A 19,524-nucleotide genomic window follows, 5' to 3' on the forward strand; every position below is an offset into this window, starting at 1 on the left:
TGATAGACTCAATAGAAAAACCGGGTGTTCACGGGTTTAAAGCAGCAAAGAATTTCACAAACTACGGGGAGCTCGACACCGGCATGCCGGTCCTTTTTTTTAGAGTACGGATGAAATTAAACGACAGATGCACTGCCATTTACTTTTCCATTCATGTTGCTCAATATTATATATTTGGGGGGAATACACCATGTCAGCCAAGAAGATGCGTTCCGATATGATCAAAAAAGGTTTTGACCGTGCACCACACCGGAGTTTGCTCCGCGCAGCGGGCGTTAAAGAAGAGGATTTCGGCAAGCCATTTATTGCCGTATGTAACTCTTACATCGATATCGTGCCCGGCCACGTTCACCTGCAGGAATTCGGTAAAATTGTAAAGGATGCTATTCGTGAAGCCGGTGGCGTTCCATTCGAATTCAACACCATCGGTGTAGATGACGGAATTGCCATGGGACACATTGGTATGCGTTACTCGCTGCCAAGCCGTGACATTATCGCGGATTCCGTGGAAACCGTTGTATCTGCACACTGGTTCGACGGCATGGTATGTATCCCGAACTGCGATAAAATTACACCCGGCATGATGATGGGTGCACTCCGCTGTAATATCCCTACCGTGTTTGTCAGCGGTGGTCCGATGAAAGCCGGTCGTGACAGCAATGGTAAAGCTCTGTCCTTGACCTCTGTATTTGAAGGCGTAGGTGCTTACCAAGCAGGTAAAATCGATGACAAGAGCTTGCTTGAGCTTGAACAGTTCGGTTGTCCAACCTGTGGATCATGCTCCGGTATGTTCACAGCGAACTCCATGAACTGTCTGGCTGAAGCGATGGGACTGGCTATGCCAGGTAACGGAACCATCCTGGCTGTTGCTCCTGAGCGTCGTGAGTTTGTTAAACAATCTGCTAAACAACTAATGGAACTTATTAAAATGGATCTGAAACCACGTGATATCGTTACTGTAGAAGCGATCGATAACGCGTTTGCACTGGATATGGCGATGGGTGGATCTACGAATACAGTACTGCACACGCTGGCACTGGCTCATGAAGCTGGCATCGAGTATCCAATCGAGCGCATCAATGAAGTAGCTAACCGCGTTCCGCATCTGGCGAAACTTGCACCTGCTTCCGATCTTCACATCGAAGACGTTCACAATGCAGGCGGCGTAAGCGCAGTGCTGAACGAATTGCTCAAGAAACCAGGCGCGATTCACGGTGACTGCATTACCGTAACGGGTAAAACGATCCGTGAGAACGTTGAAGGAAAAGAAATTCAGGATACAAATGTCATTCACCACCTGGATAACCCGCATTCCGAAAAAGGCGGCCTGGCTGTATTGTTTGGTAACCTTGCACCACAAGGCGCTATCATCAAGGTTGGTGCTGTTGATGCTTCGGTTGGCGGATACCACAAAGGTCCTGCCATCTGCTTTGACTCCCAGGAGCAAGCGCTCGAAGGCATTGCTAACGGCAAAGTAAAAGAAGGACATGTTGTTGTTATCCGTTATGAAGGACCAAAAGGCGGACCAGGTATGCCTGAGATGTTGGCTCCTACTTCCCAAATCGTAGGTATGGGGTTGGGTGCTAAAGTCGGTCTGATCACCGATGGACGCTTCTCTGGCGCATCCCGCGGAATCAGTATCGGACATATCTCTCCGGAAGCAGCTGAAGGTGGTCCAATCGCCTTTGTTGAAGAAGGAGACATCATCGAGCTGGATCTGAACAACCGTATCATCGAATTGCACATCAGTGACGAAGAGTTTGAACGTCGTCGTGCAGGTTGGAAAGGCTTTGAACCGAAAGTAAAAACCGGTTACCTGGCTCGTTATTCCAAACTGGTTACCAATGCAAGCAACGGTGGCGTACTGAGTATCTAATTCATTAATCAATAAAGGGTTACTCTTCTGCCAAATCTGGCGAAGGGCAACCCTTTTCTTTTGCTGGTTGGTAAGATCAGTCCGTTAGTTCCGCTCTGGCAATATCTCTTGTTCAATTAACAATGATTCATCTCTGGATTCTTCTACCGTTGCTGCCACCTGCATAGTATGTTGACCGTAACGTTCCAACAGTAGATCCAGCGGCATAGCAATCATCTTGGGTACCAATTGTTCTGCACGCTGTTTCAGGCGTTTGGTTCCGGCAGGATGGATCACACTTAAGAGCAGTTTCAGGTATACTTTAGATGCAGCACTGAACGGACCAGGAGGCAATTCTTGTATGGTAAATCCAAATTTTTCCGGACCTCTGTTAATCATACTCACACCGTATATGGCCTTGGCAGATTGTAACTCAGGTTCGAGTGCCACCATGCGTGCCAGATCCGGCAATTGCTGTTCCATGGTCCGAATCATGCGAATAGCCAAATGCATACTGGAACGTGATGTCACTCCAAGTTCAAACAACTTTTGATTGTCAAAATGCAGTTCTATCACCGGATCTCCATTTTGAATGACATGGCCGTCATTCATCTCCACCCGTGCTCCGTGATATACACGTGATCTGAAGTGCAGCATGGGGTCCTCTGGCGAAGCCGTCCGTAGATGATACACCCAGTGGAACAACTTCTCCCAGCCCAGCCATAAGGCAACAACGATTCGTTTCCATAGCTTCAATGGTGTCTGTAATTGCGTTTTGTTCTGAGATTCGCTCACTGTGATACCTCCCATCAACGTATCAACGCGTACGCTTTGCAGGCCTAGCCGTTCAGCTTCCTGCAAGACGACTTCCAGCGCCTGAAGCATCTGCTCCGGCGCGCGTGCATCAGCACCAAGGGTCGTTCCTCGATCATGCAGCAGCATGACCTCTCCGCCTCTCAGTTCCTTCAGCATCCGTTCGGTCAATCTCTGGGCACCTACTCGGCTTCTCCAGTCCTCAAACATGGAAGACCACAGTACAATCTTTCGCTCTTTCTTACTGAAAAAATCAAACAGATTCATAATCCCCCACGGCGGACGATAATAACAAGTCTTCACACCGGTTACTTCATGAATAATCTGACCTGTTCGCTGAATCTGATCACGAACAGTACGCGGCCGCATGAGCCAGTTCGTCTTGTGAATATAATTATGAATGCCAATAAGATGACCTTCGTCATGTATGCGCTGAATGAGTTCAGGATGACTCGCAGCATGTTCTCCAACAACAAAAAATGTGGCTTTTGCTTGATGCAGACGAAGCAGATCGAGTAGTCTCGGCGTATAATGTGGATCTGGCCCATCGTCAAATGTTAATGCAAATTGTGTATCACTTCTTCCCCGTCGAAATACACGAAAACCAAAAAGCCTGCTAATCAAACTTGGAATAAAGGCGTAAAAAGATGAAAGATACAATAACCACAGTAGAATACTCTGAAGTATCATTGTCATGTTGCAAGCTCCCCACTTCTCCTGCTGAATTACGGTGCACGATGGCACTATCTAAAATAAACCGCCTTTAATTTTATCATAATTCAGACTTTTCTTGAATCCTGTTTTCCCAAAAAGATAGCTATCGTGTACAATAAATACAATCTAATTATTGCCATCAAAGGAGCCATGTCCATGCTACCGCTTTACAAAAAATACGGGCGAACTGTCTTTGACATCGCATTGCTCATATTAACCGTGTATGTGATCATGTACAGTTTCAGTCAATTATACCAAGTGGCTGCACCAGTCTTTCTATCATTCATCGTGTATTGGATGATTGAACCGCTGGCCAAATTTTTACATCGCAAAGGAATGCCCAAGACGCTTGGAGCCGCCATCTCCGTCTTGTTGTTTCTTGCATTGATTGTCGCTGCCTTTTTTGGTGTGGGCTTAATTATCATTTCACAAATTTCCAATCTGCAAGATAATTTCCCCGTATACATTGAGATGATACAACGTGAATTCACCAATCTGGTGTTATTCATTCAGGACAAGTCAGATGCTCTCCCTGATGGAGTTATGGAAAAAGCGAATGATTATTTTGCAACACTGACCGGATTCCTGTCCAAATGGGTAACTAGCGGCGCGCAATTCGTCGTAGGTTTCCTCAGTTCATTCTCTTCTTTTATTACGAACTTCGGAATTGCGATTATTCTGGCATTTTTCCTGAGTATCGAGATTGAGTCCTGGCGCAAGTTCGCCCGTGCGAAAACGCCCAAAACATTAAAGTTAGCTATTGAATTCATGCGTAATCACGTGTTCAAGACAATCCGCTCGTATCTGAAGGCACAGATGATCATGATGCTCATTACGTTTGTATTGATTTATGCAGGTTTGTTGATTTTGGGAACCTCTAACGCCTTTACCATTGCGGCAGTCTGTGCGGTTTTTGATCTGGTACCATTGCTTGGCGTTCCTGTTGTGTTTATTCCATGGATCGTCTACTTATTCATTATTGGCAATAGTAGCCTGGCGATTGGCCTGATTGTGATTCTGGCAGTGACGATGCTGACAAGACAATTGCTGGAACCGAAAATATCGGGTAACTCGATTGGTGTATCTTCGGCGTACTTGATGCTTTCGTTTATGCTGATCTCCCTTTCGATCTTTGGCCTGGCTGGTGTCGTGTTATCTCCAGTGCTTCTGATCCTTCTGAAAGAACTGTTACAACAAGGGTACCTGCAAAAGTGGATTCACCTGCCAAAAGATGAATTTGAATCCTCTCCATTGGTCATGGACCCACCGGTTAGTAAGGCATCAGCGAATTCTGCCGAGTCTACTGTACAACGTCCCGTTTCTGCGAAGGATCATGAGGACTCAGCCAAATAGTCCATCACCTTCCTGAATAGAGCCGTCGCTTGATGTTGGCTGTCAGGAGAGACATTTTGAACAAGAACAGCTACAGCATATCGGGGTTGTTCTACCGGTCCATAACCAATGAACCATTGATTGTTGCGCTTCTCTCCATGTTTCTGTATCTGAGCTGTACCTGATTTCCCTGCAACATGCCACCGTGCACGCTGCAGGGATTTTCCTGTTCCCTCACGTACTACCTTATTCATCCATGATAACAGTTTATGCGCTGTTGCGGGAGCAATCTGTCCTGATGCTGAAGGTGAATCATGCAAGGGCATTTCCAGCATGGTGCCACCATCCGCATATCGGATGCGCTTAACGAGACGTGGTGCACTAACCTTTCCATCATGTAACAGTGTAACGATCAGATTGGCAGCTTGCAGCGGTGTGACCAAGACATCGCGCTGGCCGATTGCTGTCTGTATTTTCGCACCTTCATCAGTAGAAGAAACAGTCTCTGTTCTCACACGACCGTGATCCTCATGATCAAAGTGTCGTAACACGGGCATTCCTGCCATCTGCTTCCCCTCCCAGCCAATCGGACGCGCGAGTCCCAGACGATCAGCCGTGTTCTCCAGTTGCTCCATACTAAGCCTGCGCGCCGTTTCCGCGAATACGATGTTGCAAGACTCCGCGAATCCTTGCTCCTGATTCAGGTCTCCATGCCCATGCTCCTTCCAGCAAGACAGCCCATATCTTCCGTACTCACCACCGCAATGGAATTCTTCTCCGCTAGAAACCGCATGATACTCCAAAGCAGCAGCCGCAGTGACAATTTTGAAAATGGAACCCGGTACGGCTCCCTGCACTGCACGATTACCCCAGGCCGATTGCTTGGGGTTCACATGTTGTGGCTGATAGAAAGGGCGGGAGATCATGGCACGAACATCCGCGTTAGCAGCATCTAACACAACAATGGCCCCTTCTTGTAATCCAGATTCTTGCGTCAACTCTTCCAACCCACGCTGTAACTCAGCATCCACTGTGGTTTCTACACGTAAAGGATAATGGGTATTGGCTGGTGCAATGACATGTGGCTGAATATCAGGGATAATCTCTCCACCACCCGAGACCATGCGTGATACAAGCGTAGGGCCAATTCCCCTTAACAGGGGTTCAAGTGTCCTCTCCAGTCCAGCCGCCCCTGATTTCATAGCAAATGGCTGTTTTACTTCATCCTGATGCCCAGTTATAACCTTGGAGGACTCGGGCTGTTCAGCCAGATAACCCATCCACTGCATCCCTGTATGCCCCTGGAGATACCTTGTCATCATTGGATAGATGCCAGCTCCTTGCAGCTGCAAACTACGTAGGCGCTCCACTTGAGCAGCGGTCAAATGAACAGGCTGATGTGAACCTGCTGTCCAGAAATGAGGTGTATTCTCCTGATTCCATTCCTTCTTCAATTGATCCGGATCGGTATGTAATATAGCTGCCAACTGTATCATCTCGGAGCCTTCTAATGTCCCATGCTTGCGTAATGTCTCTAATGGTCCTGCCTGTGGAAAAAGAACCAATCCCCATTGCAGCTTACCAGTCAACGCTTCACCCTTGTAATCCGTAAATTGTCCCCGCCCCGGGTCAAGCATCACCCCGCGTTCACGCTGCAATACAGACATTTCCCGTACCGTTCGGTGAAGTCCGGGCATCGTCTGATTCACCTGAACAATCTGGACCCAACCCAATCGTAGTATAAGCAATCCAAAAACAAGAGTTAGAAGAATACAAGTTATATAGATTCGCCGTTTCGCAAGGAGATGCATCCCAATCTCACCTTTTGTCGTTTTGACATATTATTGCTGATATGACTTGGAATTATCCGGTAAACAAAAAGAAAACCTGTCCCATGTGCGGGACAGGTTCTCCTCATTTCAACCTTGGCTTGTTACACCGTAAAGCGTGACAAGGTTTCTTTCAGTTCAGTAGACACATTCTCCAGTTTGCCAGACAGATTGACCAGCTGGTTACTGATATTTTGCTGTTCACTGCTCAAGGAAGCTACTTCTTGGGACGTTGCAGAAGATTCTTCAGCTACAGCGCTGACATTGCTCATGGCTTCAGACAAGGTACCTTGAGATTTGTTTAAATCTCCAATAGAACCTGTCACCATGCCCAGACGTTCCACAAATGCACCCATCTGTTCCTGTACGGAAGCAAAGATGACGTTGGTGTCTTTAACCGCATCCATCTGTTCCTTGAATAACGGATAGGCTGCCGACAAAGCATCCACGGTCTCATTCATTTCAGTCATGATTTTGTCTGTGATCTCTCCAACCATCTCAATGGATTGTCTGGATTGAGCCGCGAGCTGACGAACCTCATCAGCCACCACCATAAATCCGCGTCCGGCTGCACCGGCACGTGCTGCTTCAATGGTTGCATTCAGGGAAAGGATATTGGTCTGCTTCGTTATGTTTTGCAGTACTTCAAGCACTTTCAGAACAGAGGACGTGCTCTCTTTCAGCGAATCAACCTTATTCACCAGTGCACCAATCATTTCTTCTGTCTTCTGGGTTTTGGTCATCAACTGATTCAGATGTTGTGTTCCTGTCTGACTGGACTTCTCTACATGACGAGCAGAATCACCCATCTGTTCATTAGCAGCGATTACACTCTGCATCTGACGAGAGATATTGTCAGTTAATTCATTACCACGTTCCGCTTCGGTTGCCAAACTGCCTGCACCGCCTGCGATCTCCTCTGTAGCTACGGCGATCTCCGAAGCAGATACAGCCGTTTTCTTGGATGCACTGCTCAGCTCAGAGGCTGTATCCAATACTTCCTGCGCAGAACGATTGGTTTGTTCAACCAGCTTAGTAATCTGCTCCATCATCAGATTGAAGGCGGTCGAGAGCTGACCAATTTCATCCTTGGAGCTATATGGTGTACGAACTTTAAGATTACCTTTCGCACCTTCCTGCATCAGGTCTTTCAATTTGCCGAGTGGACGAGCGATCATACGCACCATCCAGATCCCGATCAATACTGCAATCCCCGCATCAATCAGCGCCATCCACAAGGTCAGAGTCAGAATGCCCTTTGCATCCTGAACCAATACAGAGGTAGGTATCATACCAACCAGTTTCCAATTGGATGTATCCATCGTACTGTATACAGCCAACATTTCCGTAGATTTGCCATCTACCACATACTCCGTATTCGTACTACCTGCTGGTTCGGTCAACTCTTTGACAAATGCAAGCTCTGTATCTTGTCCCGTACGATCCGAGATGGAGGATGCAACCACTTTATTATCCGGAGCAATCAGTTGAAGAACAGCTCCTTGCCCCAGATCAAGCGATTTCAATTGTTCCTCCAAAACTTCCAGTTTCAGTTCAATAACCAGAACATACGACTGAGTAGTCCCCTGCAGGTTTTTCATGGAACGTGCAATTTTAAACGTTGGGGTTGAGCCATCTTCCTTGACCTCAGTTGGAAGCCAGCGATAACCGCCCGCCTCAATCAACTCACTGTACCACGCTTCCTGGCGAATGTTGCCCATGGATGAACTGTTGCTGCCTGTACCCATAATGGACTTTGTATCGTCCGTAGGTACCAAATAAATCGCTTCCATAGATTTATTTGTAAATGCAACATTAGACAGTTGCTTGTTGATGGAACTTGAGTTTATGAATGTATCATACGCAGTCAGATTTTGATCTGACATTTTTTGTAGCAAGGACTGCATTTCAGGATCAAAGAAAATCTGTGTGGATGTATCCACAAATCTCTCCAAAATAATGTCCATTTTTTGTTTGGTCTGATCAATGGTCTCCTGATTGGCACGTGAGGCATTTTTCTCTATCGTACCCTTGGCTTTTGAATAGGATAATAGACCTAAACTCACTACAAAAATCATAATTCCCGCAAAAAAGATCAAGAACAGTTTAACCCCTACGGATTTAACCGGATTTGCCTTCTTAATCTGTTGGAAAGAAGAACCTCCAAGGTTTTTCCAATCCCGGTTTTTAAATTGTTTCTTCACCCAATCAGTCTTGATCCAGCCCAGCTTGAGCTTGCTGCGGTCAATCTTAAACAATCTTTTGCCAGTGCCTGTTGTTTTGCTTTTGACTACTTTTTCTTTCTTCACTTTCTGAACCTTCTCAGGATTAACCTGCTCGGCTTTTGTCACTTGCTCCCCACTGTCTTTCTGCTTCTTTTGAACCAATCCCATTCACCTGCCAGTAATTTACTTGTTGGATTTTTCTTTCTCTCCCCTATAAATATGTAGTATTCGACAGCTTTCTTCGTTCCCCTTTCACTTCCCAGAAATATTTTACAACTTTATTCCTATTTTTCTATAAAAAAAAGACCCCCATCTGCCGATAAACGGAGGTCCCTAAGTAAATTTCATAACACTATTTTGTTAAATCATAATACAATATTGACACATCGTAGGTATTTGAGCCTACTTCTTTTTTCTCATCATATCGAAGTACGAAACCGGTTGGTCTACCTTCATTTTAATCAGCTGCAACGGGTGACGAGCAGCATCCAGAACATTGCCTTCTTCATCCTGTATTTCACCGACGACCTGTTTGAAAAAGTGACCTCCCGGACCGAAAAATTCGATTTCCTGTCCTGGTTTGAAGTGATTGCGCTGTTGAATGGTTGCCATTCCTGTTTCAGCATCATACCCCATGACCAAGCCAGCGAAGTCAAAAGGTACAGCCTTTTCTTCCGGTTCATAGATATGATCTTCATGGTCTGGTGTATCATAGAAAAATCCGGTATTCAGCGGGCGATTCGCCGCTTTGTTCATTTCTTCAACCCATTCAGGTTTCAGAACATAATTTTCCGGGTCTGCCATATAGGAATCAATAGCTTGACGGTAGACGTTAACCACAGTTGCCACGTAGTGGATCGATTTCATACGTCCTTCGATCTTGAAACTGTCCACTCCCACATCAATCAACTCGGGAATATGGCCAATCATGCACAGATCCTTTGATCCCATGGAGAATGAATTATCCTGTTCCTCGAACAGGGGAAGCTGGTTCTCACCCAGTTTGAATGTCGCAGGGGCCTTCATCTGCATGTCCTCTTCGCTGACCCACACCGTATCTTCTCTCGCATCCTCGAACAGATCATACTTCCAGCGGCAAGACTGGCAACAGCCGCCCCGGTTGGAGTCCCGATCCGTAAAGTGATTGGAGAGCACACAACGTCCGGAATACGAGGAACACATCGCCCCATGAATAAAGGCTTCAATTTCGATATCCACATTGGCCTTGATCTCTTCAATCTCTTCAAAGCTGGTCTCACGTCCGAGAACAACACGTGGAAGTCCTTCATCTTTCCAGAACTTCACGGCTTGCCAGTTGAGTGTGGATTGTTGAGTACTTAGATGTACCTCAAGGCCTGGGACAGCACGAAGGGCTACTTCAATGATAGCCGGATCGGCTACGATGATCGCAGAGATCCCCGCATTATAGAGGTTTTGCAGGTACGTTTCGATACCCTCAACATCCTCATTATGTGCATAGATGTTTGTCGCTACGAACACCTTGGCTCCATACTTTTTGGCAAACTCCACACCTTCACGCATCTCTTCAAAGCTGAAGTTATCCGCGTTGGAACGCAGTCCATAGGCTTGTCCACCGATATATACGGCATCTGCACCGTAATGGATCGCAAATTTCAGTTTTTCCAGATTACCCGCCGGAGCTAGCAGCTCCGGTTTGTCCAGACGGTTACGTTTCCCCGAAAACTTCCGCTGTACCGCCACTGTTTCCATTCTGTTCACCTCGTCTATTAATACACTTGTTCTTTATAGAAAAATCCAAACGACAATTCACGTTCAGGGTCCTGTAACTTCCGTACCTCAGCGAGCCACTCTTCAGAGAACTCATATGCATCAGAATCGGCTATATAACTGTCAATCGCTGTCCGATATGCACGTACAACAGCTTCATTGTAAGTGAGTGATTTTAACATACCTTCAATTTTGAAACTGTGCACACCCGCCTCCATCAACAGATGAAGGTCTTCGAGGATACATATATCCTCAGAGCTCATAATGTGTGTACCGTTAATATCCTCGTAGATCGGGAATTTCTCATCTCGACGTTCAGCCTCGATCAGGAACAATCCCCGCTCTTTGCCCAGATGTCCCTCAACCGGCCGCCCTTGATGAGCCATATAACTTTGCACCAGACTGCGCTTGGAATGATAAATATTCGTCATGCCATGCACCTGAACCTGAGCTTCCACCTTCAAAAAAGGAACCATTTCCGTCAACTCGTCCATATTCAACTCTCGGGCAAGTACAACGCGACTAGCTCCCTTGGTTCCCCAATAGTTGGCCGTCGCATAGTTCGTTGAAGTCATTTCCGCATTCCAGTGCAACTTCACATGTCGCGCGTATTCCTTCATGGTAGCCAGCACGGATGGATCATTAAACTCCACACCATCAATACCGATTCTGCCAAGTGCTTGGACATATTCAGGCAATTCTTTCAACAGTTCGTTGGACATCAGATTAGTCATGGATACATACACACGCGCCTGATGTTTGGCTGCAATGGCAACCACCTCTGCTGTCTCTTCCACGCTAAAGCTGCCTGGAAGACGCATGCCGAATCGATCATCTCCAATGACCAGAGCATCTGCTCCCGCCTGGAGCAGCACTTCTGCCTCTTTCACATTCGCTGCTGTAACGAGCAGTTCATGTTTCTTACTCATATAATCCCCTCCGCTTATTGCGCAGCCTTACTTTTGGCTATATTTTGCTGGTGTTCCTTATACGTTTTGGCAAATAGATGTCCAGACGAGCCATCCTTTTTTGTCACATAGAACAGATACTCCGAAGCTTCCGGATTTAGCGTTGCCTCAATGGACGGAAGACTTGGACTGGCAATTGGACCTGGTGGCAAGCCTTTGTTCAGGTACGTATTATAGGGACTTTTCACCTTTAGATCCTTGAAAAACAATCGTTCCTTCGGTCTGTCGAGCAGATATTGCACGGTAGCATCAATCTCCAGCTTCATATCCTGATTGATCCGATTGTAGATTACACCTGCAACCAGAGCACGTTCCTCGTCCACTACAACTTCTTTCTCCACAAGTGACGCAATCGTCAGCAGTTCATGCAGGGAAAGGTTCTTTTCCTGGAGCTTGGCTTCCAAATCAGGAATGGAATTAATCTTGGTCTGGAATTCTTCCAGCATCCGTTGCATCACATCATGCGTGGAACTTCCCTTTTTCAGCTCATACGTCTCCGGGAACAGATACCCTTCCAATACGTAGCGAAGTTCTTCATCCACTGGAATATCTTTGATGATATCTACATCAAAGGCCGAAGGATCATTGGCCAGCTTGATGAATTCATCCCGATCTACAACATGCTCATAAGAAAGCTTACCCGCCATTTGCAGAACGTTATAACCCTCCGGAATCGTAAATTTCACCATTTCTTCCGGTACAACTTCGCCACTCCTCAGCTTGCTAACAATCTCATCATATGTCACGCCAGGATTCATTGAATATGTACCCGCCATGAAATTAGAACCTAGTTTCTTCCACTTTAAATACCCTTTGAAGGTTAACCCGCTTCGGATGAGGCCTTCTTCTTGAAGCTGATCCGCGATTTTCGAAGTTCCCGATCCGCTCTTAATCTCGAATACGACCGGTTCTGTAGAAACTTCCACAGGACGCATCATACTCCACACGTAACCGCCTGCGCCTCCGACAAGAACTACAATGATAAGCAGTATGACTACAATTGCTTTCCCTTTCAAAAAAGAAACAACTCCTTTACACAACCAAAAAGAGCGGACTTCTCCGCCCTCCCGGTTTCTTCAATTTGAAGCTGATTTAATCTTCGTCAATGGGGAGTGTACACTCATCATACAGTTCCGAGATGTTCTCCCACTCATCATCATCGTCGATCGTAACTAACTCTGGCATGATCTGGTCTTCACTTCCAGGTGATACCCGCAGAAGTTCAACCTCGTCATAAGGTCGCAACGAACTGCGGAGCACCGCGTACTGCTGACCGTTCACTTCGAACTCAGCCAACAAGTCATACGGTTGTGATTTACCGTTCTCTTCCTCGAGCTCAACATGAGCACCGAATGCCAGACGCAGTGAATCTGTCCATTTCAGGTCTTTGCGGCTATATTCCGTCATTTAGTTCGCTTCCTCTTCATCTTCAGCAAGAAATGTATTAAACGTCTCCTCAACGATATCCCATTCGGCATCATCTTGGATGACGAAAAGTTTAATATCGTCGCCCTCTTCTTCATAACGGAATGCATATACATCCGTTTCGCCATCTTCAGGTTCAACCGGAGCAACCATCATGTACTTGGCCTCCGAACCATCTACTTCAAACTTCATGATGACTTCGAATTCCTCTTCATTACCCTCGTCATCCGCAATGTAAATAATTTCCGCTTCTTCTTCCATACCCAGTTGATCTTCAGCCATTGTTGATCCCCCTCACCTTCTACTATTGGCATCCAAATAATTTTGCAAAATCAAGCTTGCGGCCATTTTGTCCACAACCTGTTTGCGTTTTTTCCGACTGACATCCGCTTCAATCAGCGTACGTTCTGCTGCCATGGTTGTCAGCCGTTCATCCCAAAGGTGAACAGGTAAATTCAGTTCATCCCGCAGGCGATCGGCAAAAGCAATGCATATCTCACCGCGCGGTCCTACGGTGCCGTTCATGTTTTTGGGAAGTCCGACTACGATCTCACTAATCTCATGCTCACGCACAAGTTCGGCAATCCGAGCGAACTCGCCTTCATCACGGCGGCGTTCTAGCACTTCCAATCCCTGGGCAGTCCAACCGAAGGCGTCACTCGCGGCAACTCCGATTCTTCGGTCCCCATAGTCCAAACCTAATATTTTCATCCATGCTCTCCCATCCTGGGGCCTGCTCAGGTCGATTACAAATAATCGCCTTCTCAAGCTTCAGGCTGTCTTCTGTCGGTTCATTTCCCGCTGCCTGCAAGGCTGCAACACAGCGGAAGCGGCGTACATTACCGGTGATTGGCCAGATAGGAACGTACAAGCTCTTCAATCAGCTCATCGCGCTCCTTTTTACGGACCAGACTACGTGCGTTGTTGTGACGAGGAATGTATGCCGGGTCTCCAGAAATCAGATACCCAACAATCTGGTTGATCGGATTATACTCCTTATCGACCAATGCATCATATACCGTGAGAAGAATCTCTTTGGATGATGCTTCCTGTTCGTCACCTTTCACATTAAATTTAACCGTCTTATCCATGGAGTCCATTGATGACACCTCGCTCCTGCATGAACATGGGGACCATGTCCTGCCGAATTGATTTCTGTTTATATAATAACATATTCTGACTGCCACAAGTAAACAAAGGATAAGGCAATTGTGTTTTTTGCTTGTCCTTTACTGGCTTCAGCATAATGCATCATTCGATTCCACACGCTCTCGGGTACAAAAAATAAACGAACAGAACCATTTCGATTTATTTTTTGACGATTGAAAGCCACTCAATGGATTTATGCATTATGCCCGCTAACCAGCGAAACTGCCAGTTTCAGCGCTTCATCCAGCTTGGTCGCATCCTTACCTCCGGCTTGCGCCATATCTGGACGTCCACCGCCACCACCGCCGCATACTGCTGCGACTTCTTTGACGATTTTACCAGCGTGCAGTCCTTGTTTTACTTGTTCAGCAGGTACAGCTACAACAAAATTCACTTTGCCGTCCGCTGGAGCACCCAATACGAGTACCGCGTTAGGCAATTTTACTTTCAACTCATCTGCCACTGTACGCAGCGCATCCATGTTCGGAGCATCTACGCGTGCTGCCAGCAATTGTGTATTTCCTGCTTGTACCACTTGATCCGTCAATTGACCCGCTTCCATGGCACTCAGCTTGCTTTGCAGGGATTCAGTCTCTCTGGCTGCTTCTTTCAGTTGTTGGTTCAGACCTTCAATCCGTTTAGGTACATCAGCCACATTGGCTTTGAGCAGTGCTGCTGATTGTTTGAGCAGTTCCAACTGGCTTTCCACATACAGATATGCGCCGCGGCCAGTTACAGCTTCGATCCGGCGTACGCCGGATCCAATTCCGCTTTCGCTCACCAGTTTGAAGATTCCGATCTCTGAAGTATTATTTACGTGACAGCCGCCACAAAGTTCCAAACTGTAGTCTCCGACTTGAACAACACGTACAATATCTCCATATTTTTCGCCAAACAGGGCCATTGCACCCATTTCTTTAGCTTCATCAATAGCTTTCAGCTCGATGTTCACGTTCAGACGATTCCAGATCTGTTCGTTCACCTGACGCTCAATTTCTGTCAACTCTTCCGGTGTGATGCTGCCGAAGTGAGAGAAGTCAAACCGCAGACGCTGTGGCTCTACGAGCGATCCTGCCTGGTTTACGTGTGTGCCGAGCACATCTTTGAGTGCCTTGTGCAGCAAGTGGGTTGCTGTATGGTTTTTGATAATGTCGCCACGTTTCGCAGAGTCTACTTCGGCGTTGATCACATCACCTACACGCAGTTCACCAGACTCCACAGTCACCAGATGTACATGTTGTCCGAGTGGAGCTTTGAACAAACCTTGTACTTTTGCTGTTACACCAGCACCTCGCAGCAAGCCCTGATCACTCACTTGACCGCCACTTTCCGCGTAGAACGGAGTTTTATCCAGAACAACCTGACACGTCTGTCCTTCGCCTACAGATTCAACAAGGGCGTCACCAGCTACGATGGCTACCACTTTTGCTTCCGTCAACAGGTCAGTATAACCAACAAACTCGCTTTTAACCTCCAGATCGGCAAGTGGTCCGCCTTGAACTTTCATGCTCTCGTTCTCTTGACGCCCAGCACGTCCAAGCTCACGTTGTTTCTGCATCGAAGCATCAAAACCTTCACGGTCCACAGTCAGACCATGCTCTGCTGCGTAATCTTCTGTCAGGTCAAACGGGAAACCGTACGTATCATACAGTTTGAAAGCTTCAGGTCCGCTAATAACCGTGCGTCCTTCGGATTTGGCAGTGCCACTGATATCAGCCAGAATAGCCAGACCATCTGTGAGTGTTTCGTGGAAACGCTCTTCCTCGGTTTTGATTACTTTGGCGATGAACTCCTGTTTGTCTACTACCTCCGGGTAGTACATGCCCATTACTTCACCAACGGTTGTTGTCAGTTCATACAGGAATGGACGGTCAAGTCCAAGTACTTTTCCATAGCGAACTGCACGGCGAAGCAAGCGACGGATGACATATCCGCGTCCTTCATTACTTGGCAGAACGCCATCACCTACTGCAAAAGCAACCGTACGGATATGATCGGCAATGACTTTCAATGCAACATCAATCTCTACGCTGTCGTTATATTTCACACCCGCAAGAGCGGCTGTTCTTTGAATCATCGGTTGGAACAGGTCTGTGTCGAAGTTGGAATCCACATTTTGCAGAATGGAAGCAAAACGCTCCAAACCTGCACCTGTATCAATATTTTTGTTAGGAAGCGGTGTGTAGCTGCCATCTTTGTTATGGTTGAACTGGGAGAATACCAGGTTCCATACTTCCAGATAACGTTCGTTTTCCCCACCTGGATACATTTCAGGATCACTCATGTCGTTTCCGTAAGCTTCGCCGCGGTCATAGAAGATCTCGGTACAAGGTCCACATGGGCCTTCGCCGATATCCCAGAAGTTTTCATCCAATTTGATGATACGCTCCGCAGGCAGTCCCACTTTTTCGTTCCACAGTTTGAAAGCTTCTTCATCTTCCGGATATACCGTAACGGAAAGACGCTCCGGATCGAAACCGATCCACTCTTTGCTCGTCAGGAACTCCCATGCCCAGGTAACCGTCTCTTCCTTGAAGTAATCTCCAATGGAGAAGTTGCCGAGCATTTCGAAGAACGTATGGTGACGACGCGTTTTACCAACATTCTCAATATCATTGGTACGGATACATTTCTGGGAGTTCGCAAGACGAGGGTTCTCCGGCTTCTCACGTCCGTCAAAATAAGGTTTGAGCGGTGCCATACCTGCATTAATCCACAAAAGAGAAGGATCGTTGTGAGGTACGAGCGATGCGCTCGGCTCGATTTTGTGACCTTTACTTGCAAAAAACTCTATCCATTTGGACCGGATTTCACTGGCTTTCATACTGGATGCCCCCATTAAATTATAATAGTCCGTTGCGTATTCGCTCCGGTTGGTCAACATTTTTTTTGTAAAAATAAACACAAAAAACGCCCCTGAATAATCAGGGACGATGTTATCGCGGTACCACCCTGGTTATTGCTGTTCATCCCTTGCTGCCCGGACAAACAAACAATCTCCTCGTTCATGCGAAATAACGGTCGCTCCCGGCAGGGTTGTCCTGCACTCCGAAATTAGCTTTCCGCCGCTTCATCTTTCAAGACTCTTCCAGCCATCAGTTCAGGCTCACCCTGATCCAATGAAGTCTATTCTCTGAGGAAAGGAACCCTCGGCGTACTTTATTTCATCATCGATTTCATGTTCTCAACATACACACTCATTATATCGGTAGCACAAGCGGGTGTCAACGCGGCCTCGTTGATGTTTTACCCCTGCTATTTAGTCGGTCCTTCGTTTGATGTAATAAGCGAAAAAGTGTTGCACAATCACCTTCAGCACGGCAAAAACCGGTACTGCTAGAATTAAACCTACAATGCCTGCCAGTTCACCTCCGACGAGCAGTGCAAATATAATCGACAGTGGATGCAGATGCAACGTACGTCCCACCACCTGAGGAGAAATAACGTTGCTCTCCAACACTTGGCACAGTGTGTTCACAATGACAACAAGTAGTACCATTTTGAACGATACGGTTGATGCCATGACCACAGCAGGAGCAGCTCCAAGGAACGGCCCCAAGTAGGGCACAATGTTAAACACAGCTACAATGCTTGCAAGTAGCAGGGCATACGGCATATCAATGATGATATAACCAATGTAGGCAAAGATACCAACAATGACACAGACAATAAACTGTCCCCTAATGTAGTTCCCCAGTGCAGTATCGATCTCTTTCATTACCGAGACAATCGCTTTCCGACGTGAACGCGGAAGATACGCCACAATGGTGCGTTCAAACACCTCAAAGTCTTTTAACATATAAAAGATCAGAAATGGCACGATAAACACATTAAATAACACATTAATAGTCGCCCCGATGTTGTCCATGAGCACAGCAATTCCCTGAGTTAGTCGATCCTCCATCTGAAAAAACCAACTGTTCATGCCTGTTCGCACACTTGGCGGCATTAATTTGTGATCCATATTGTTCATCAGACTCTGGGCACGCATGGACAGTTCCGGCATATGCTCGTTGAGTTCCCCCAGCTGTTCAATCAATACCGGAATGACATTCATCAGAATGACACCGAGGCAGGTCAGGAAAAAGGCATATATGAGTAGTACCGCAATCGTACGCGGCACCTTGCGCCCTCCCAGCATGCTGACAATCGGATTAAGTACATAGGATATGATAAGGGCTACGATAAAGGGTGCCAGCACTGTTTTCAGGAACGCATATATGTGAAGCAGTAAAGGCCGCAGCAGCCAAATAAAATATAAAATGATCAATCCGAGCAGCAGCCAGATCGCGTAACGGAACAGCTTGTTTTTGGTTAATTGCTCCACTTGCATCTCTCCTTTTGGACTGGCTCTGAGAGTCAGTATATGTAGGAAAGGTAATATTTATTAACACAGCGCAGAAGTGGAAAGGAGCAATCCGAACATTTTTTCTTAAACCCAAAAAAACGCCTCCTTCATCAGAGAAGGAAGCGCATTTTGCAGTACGGGTTAGCATATAATCATACATACACCAGCCGAACCACTATGTGACCGCATCTATATACATCTGCCAACAATTATCGACAGCCTCTCATGGCAGACATTGTCATGAAACCGCATATAGAGGAAGTTATCCTGCCTATTAAGAAGAAGCGTGAAGATGAGGGAAGTCTTGTGGCAGCTCGTCCCCGAAAAACAAATCATCCAAGGAGCTCAGCGTACCGTCTTCTTCCACCTGATATACAGACATTTTCTCACCGTTCACCGTTAATTCGATAAAGCATCCCCAGCAATAAAACTGGTGGGAACCAATTTTCCCGATATCTTTGGAACTACAGTTTGGACATTTCATATTCATTCACCTATCCATTAACAGAATGAATGGCATTTTCCAAGCGTTGTTCACTCAGAGACGGCACCATAATGGCACTTTCCCCGATGGACATATCACTTGTACATGGCAGCCATTTGCGGCCCTCGATCAGATCGGACACAAAACCGTCCGTAATTTCAATCCCTATTATTGTATTTCCCAACTCTTGGTCAAAATAAACATCGGAGACACGCCCAAGCAGCAAACCTTCTTCGGTGAGCACGGACATCTCCTTCAATTTAGACCGACCGAGGAGGTACGTGTATTTTATGTCGTCGGCTCCCGTCTTGCGGACAGCCTGTTGATTACGGATCATGACGGCATCTTCGCCGTAGGCAACGATATCTTGCCACTGCACGATTTTGACATGATTGGTAAACAGACCTTTGTTCTCAAGCTCAATGCCTTCGATCTCCCAATCATCATTCACAATGAAATCCTGGATTTTACCGACCTGCTTCCCGTCCTCAACATCAAAAACGGCAAGTCCGATCATTTCCTGAAGCTTCATCGCTGGGTCCCCCTCATCTTCTTATCATTAAATAAGCGCGGCGCTATTGCTAGGTATGCCCAAAGTTGATGAGTGGCAATCAGACGCCGATCATCAAAACC

Annotated in this window: 16 protein-coding genes; 2 read left to right on the top strand and 14 right to left on the bottom strand. The window is 46.7% G+C overall.

From position 1 onward, the window contains the following. Positions 1-190 precede the first annotated feature (190 nt). Entirely contained in the window at positions 191-1,876 is a 1,686-nt protein-coding gene (gene ilvD / locus AC4E8D_RS24255) for a dihydroxy-acid dehydratase (RefSeq protein ID WP_074096200.1), read from the top strand. 84 nt (positions 1,877-1,960) lie between these two features. On the opposite strand, the gene AC4E8D_RS24260 is transcribed toward ilvD, so the two are convergent. Beyond that, positions 1,961-3,364: a polysaccharide deacetylase family protein gene (locus AC4E8D_RS24260; RefSeq protein WP_339305436.1), complete on the bottom strand. Its 1,404-nt coding sequence runs from the start codon at positions 3,362-3,364 to the stop codon at positions 1,961-1,963. Between the two features lie 174 nt (positions 3,365-3,538). Between AC4E8D_RS24260 and AC4E8D_RS24265 the strand changes: the two genes are divergently transcribed. After that, positions 3,539-4,735, top strand: a complete 1,197-nt coding sequence (locus tag AC4E8D_RS24265; RefSeq protein ID WP_221824734.1) for an AI-2E family transporter — start codon at positions 3,539-3,541, stop codon at positions 4,733-4,735. On the opposite strand, the gene AC4E8D_RS24270 is transcribed toward AC4E8D_RS24265, so the two are convergent. From AC4E8D_RS24270 to AC4E8D_RS24330, 13 genes are all read right to left on the bottom strand, one after another. Then, positions 4,714-6,525, bottom strand: coding sequence for a peptidoglycan D,D-transpeptidase FtsI family protein (locus AC4E8D_RS24270; RefSeq protein ID WP_221824736.1), 1,812 nt, complete (start codon positions 6,523-6,525; stop codon positions 4,714-4,716). The genes AC4E8D_RS24265 and AC4E8D_RS24270 overlap by 22 nt on opposite strands. A 122-nt stretch (positions 6,526-6,647) precedes the next feature. Continuing rightward, a complete protein-coding gene (locus tag AC4E8D_RS24275) occupies positions 6,648-8,936 on the bottom strand; it encodes a methyl-accepting chemotaxis protein (RefSeq protein ID WP_339305440.1) in 2,289 nt (762 codons plus the stop codon). Positions 8,937-9,170: 234 nt separating this feature from the next. Continuing rightward, the gene (locus AC4E8D_RS24280) at positions 9,171-10,499 is read right to left on the bottom strand and encodes a peptidase U32 family protein (protein ID WP_221824739.1); all 1,329 of its coding nucleotides are present in this window, start codon (positions 10,497-10,499) and stop codon (positions 9,171-9,173) included. 17 nt (positions 10,500-10,516) lie between these two features. Beyond that, positions 10,517-11,446, bottom strand: a complete 930-nt coding sequence (locus AC4E8D_RS24285; RefSeq protein WP_339305442.1) for a peptidase U32 family protein — start codon at positions 11,444-11,446, stop codon at positions 10,517-10,519. A gap of 14 nt (positions 11,447-11,460) precedes the next feature. Continuing rightward, positions 11,461-12,501: an endolytic transglycosylase MltG gene (gene mltG, locus AC4E8D_RS24290; protein WP_490205338.1), complete on the bottom strand. Its 1,041-nt coding sequence runs from the start codon at positions 12,499-12,501 to the stop codon at positions 11,461-11,463. A gap of 76 nt (positions 12,502-12,577) precedes the next feature. After that, positions 12,578-12,892 carry a DUF1292 domain-containing protein gene (locus tag AC4E8D_RS24295; protein ID WP_047844066.1) on the bottom strand — a complete coding sequence of 105 codons (315 nt, stop codon included), beginning with the start codon at positions 12,890-12,892 and terminating at the stop codon, positions 12,578-12,580. Beyond that, complete coding sequence (locus AC4E8D_RS24300) at positions 12,893-13,192, bottom strand: DUF1292 domain-containing protein (protein ID WP_017686820.1); 300 nt, start codon at positions 13,190-13,192, stop codon at positions 12,893-12,895. A 12-nt stretch (positions 13,193-13,204) separates the two neighbouring features. After that, positions 13,205-13,621, bottom strand: a complete 417-nt coding sequence (gene ruvX, locus AC4E8D_RS24305; RefSeq protein WP_036616953.1) for a Holliday junction resolvase RuvX — start codon at positions 13,619-13,621, stop codon at positions 13,205-13,207. 128 nt (positions 13,622-13,749) lie between these two features. Continuing rightward, the gene (locus tag AC4E8D_RS24310) at positions 13,750-14,010 is read right to left on the bottom strand and encodes an IreB family regulatory phosphoprotein (protein ID WP_036616950.1); all 261 of its coding nucleotides are present in this window, start codon (positions 14,008-14,010) and stop codon (positions 13,750-13,752) included. Positions 14,011-14,252: 242 nt separating this feature from the next. Continuing rightward, complete coding sequence (alaS, locus tag AC4E8D_RS24315; protein WP_105601814.1) at positions 14,253-16,883, bottom strand: alanine--tRNA ligase; 2,631 nt, start codon at positions 16,881-16,883, stop codon at positions 14,253-14,255. A gap of 435 nt (positions 16,884-17,318) precedes the next feature. Beyond that, the gene (locus tag AC4E8D_RS24320; RefSeq protein ID WP_074096208.1) at positions 17,319-18,386 is read right to left on the bottom strand and encodes an AI-2E family transporter; all 1,068 of its coding nucleotides are present in this window, start codon (positions 18,384-18,386) and stop codon (positions 17,319-17,321) included. Between the two features lie 295 nt (positions 18,387-18,681). Next, a complete protein-coding gene (locus AC4E8D_RS24325) occupies positions 18,682-18,891 on the bottom strand; it encodes a hypothetical protein (RefSeq protein WP_017686815.1) in 210 nt (69 codons plus the stop codon). A gap of 10 nt (positions 18,892-18,901) precedes the next feature. Next, positions 18,902-19,423, bottom strand: a complete 522-nt coding sequence (locus AC4E8D_RS24330) for a PRC-barrel domain-containing protein (RefSeq protein WP_017686814.1) — start codon at positions 19,421-19,423, stop codon at positions 18,902-18,904. Positions 19,424-19,524 lie beyond the last annotated feature (101 nt).

The sequence above is a fragment of the Paenibacillus sp. SRL342 genome (assembly GCF_984798905.1).

What these genes read in the sequence shown, in the direction of transcription:
- AC4E8D_RS24265 (WP_221824734.1), top strand. Translation starts at nt 3,539, where the DNA reads ATGCTACCGCTTTACAAAAAATACGGGCGAACTGTCTTTGACATCGCA.
- AC4E8D_RS24310 (WP_036616950.1), bottom strand. Translation starts at nt 14,010, where the DNA reads ATGGACTCCATGGATAAGACGGTTAAATTTAATGTGAAAGGTGACGAA.
- AC4E8D_RS24285 (WP_339305442.1), bottom strand. Translation starts at nt 11,446, where the DNA reads ATGAGTAAGAAACATGAACTGCTCGTTACAGCAGCGAATGTGAAAGAG.
- AC4E8D_RS24280 (WP_221824739.1), bottom strand. Translation starts at nt 10,499, where the DNA reads ATGGAAACAGTGGCGGTACAGCGGAAGTTTTCGGGGAAACGTAACCGT.
- alaS (WP_105601814.1), bottom strand. Translation starts at nt 16,883, where the DNA reads ATGAAAGCCAGTGAAATCCGGTCCAAATGGATAGAGTTTTTTGCAAGT.
- AC4E8D_RS24260 (WP_339305436.1), bottom strand. Translation starts at nt 3,364, where the DNA reads ATGACAATGATACTTCAGAGTATTCTACTGTGGTTATTGTATCTTTCA.
- ruvX (WP_036616953.1), bottom strand. Translation starts at nt 13,621, where the DNA reads ATGAAAATATTAGGTTTGGACTATGGGGACCGAAGAATCGGAGTTGCC.
- AC4E8D_RS24270 (WP_221824736.1), bottom strand. Translation starts at nt 6,525, where the DNA reads ATGCATCTCCTTGCGAAACGGCGAATCTATATAACTTGTATTCTTCTA.
- AC4E8D_RS24295 (WP_047844066.1), bottom strand. Translation starts at nt 12,892, where the DNA reads ATGACGGAATATAGCCGCAAAGACCTGAAATGGACAGATTCACTGCGT.
- AC4E8D_RS24300 (WP_017686820.1), bottom strand. Translation starts at nt 13,192, where the DNA reads ATGGCTGAAGATCAACTGGGTATGGAAGAAGAAGCGGAAATTATTTAC.
- ilvD (WP_074096200.1), top strand. Translation starts at nt 191, where the DNA reads ATGTCAGCCAAGAAGATGCGTTCCGATATGATCAAAAAAGGTTTTGAC.
- AC4E8D_RS24325 (WP_017686815.1), bottom strand. Translation starts at nt 18,891, where the DNA reads ATGAAATGTCCAAACTGTAGTTCCAAAGATATCGGGAAAATTGGTTCC.
- AC4E8D_RS24275 (WP_339305440.1), bottom strand. Translation starts at nt 8,936, where the DNA reads ATGGGATTGGTTCAAAAGAAGCAGAAAGACAGTGGGGAGCAAGTGACA.
- AC4E8D_RS24330 (WP_017686814.1), bottom strand. Translation starts at nt 19,423, where the DNA reads ATGAAGCTTCAGGAAATGATCGGACTTGCCGTTTTTGATGTTGAGGAC.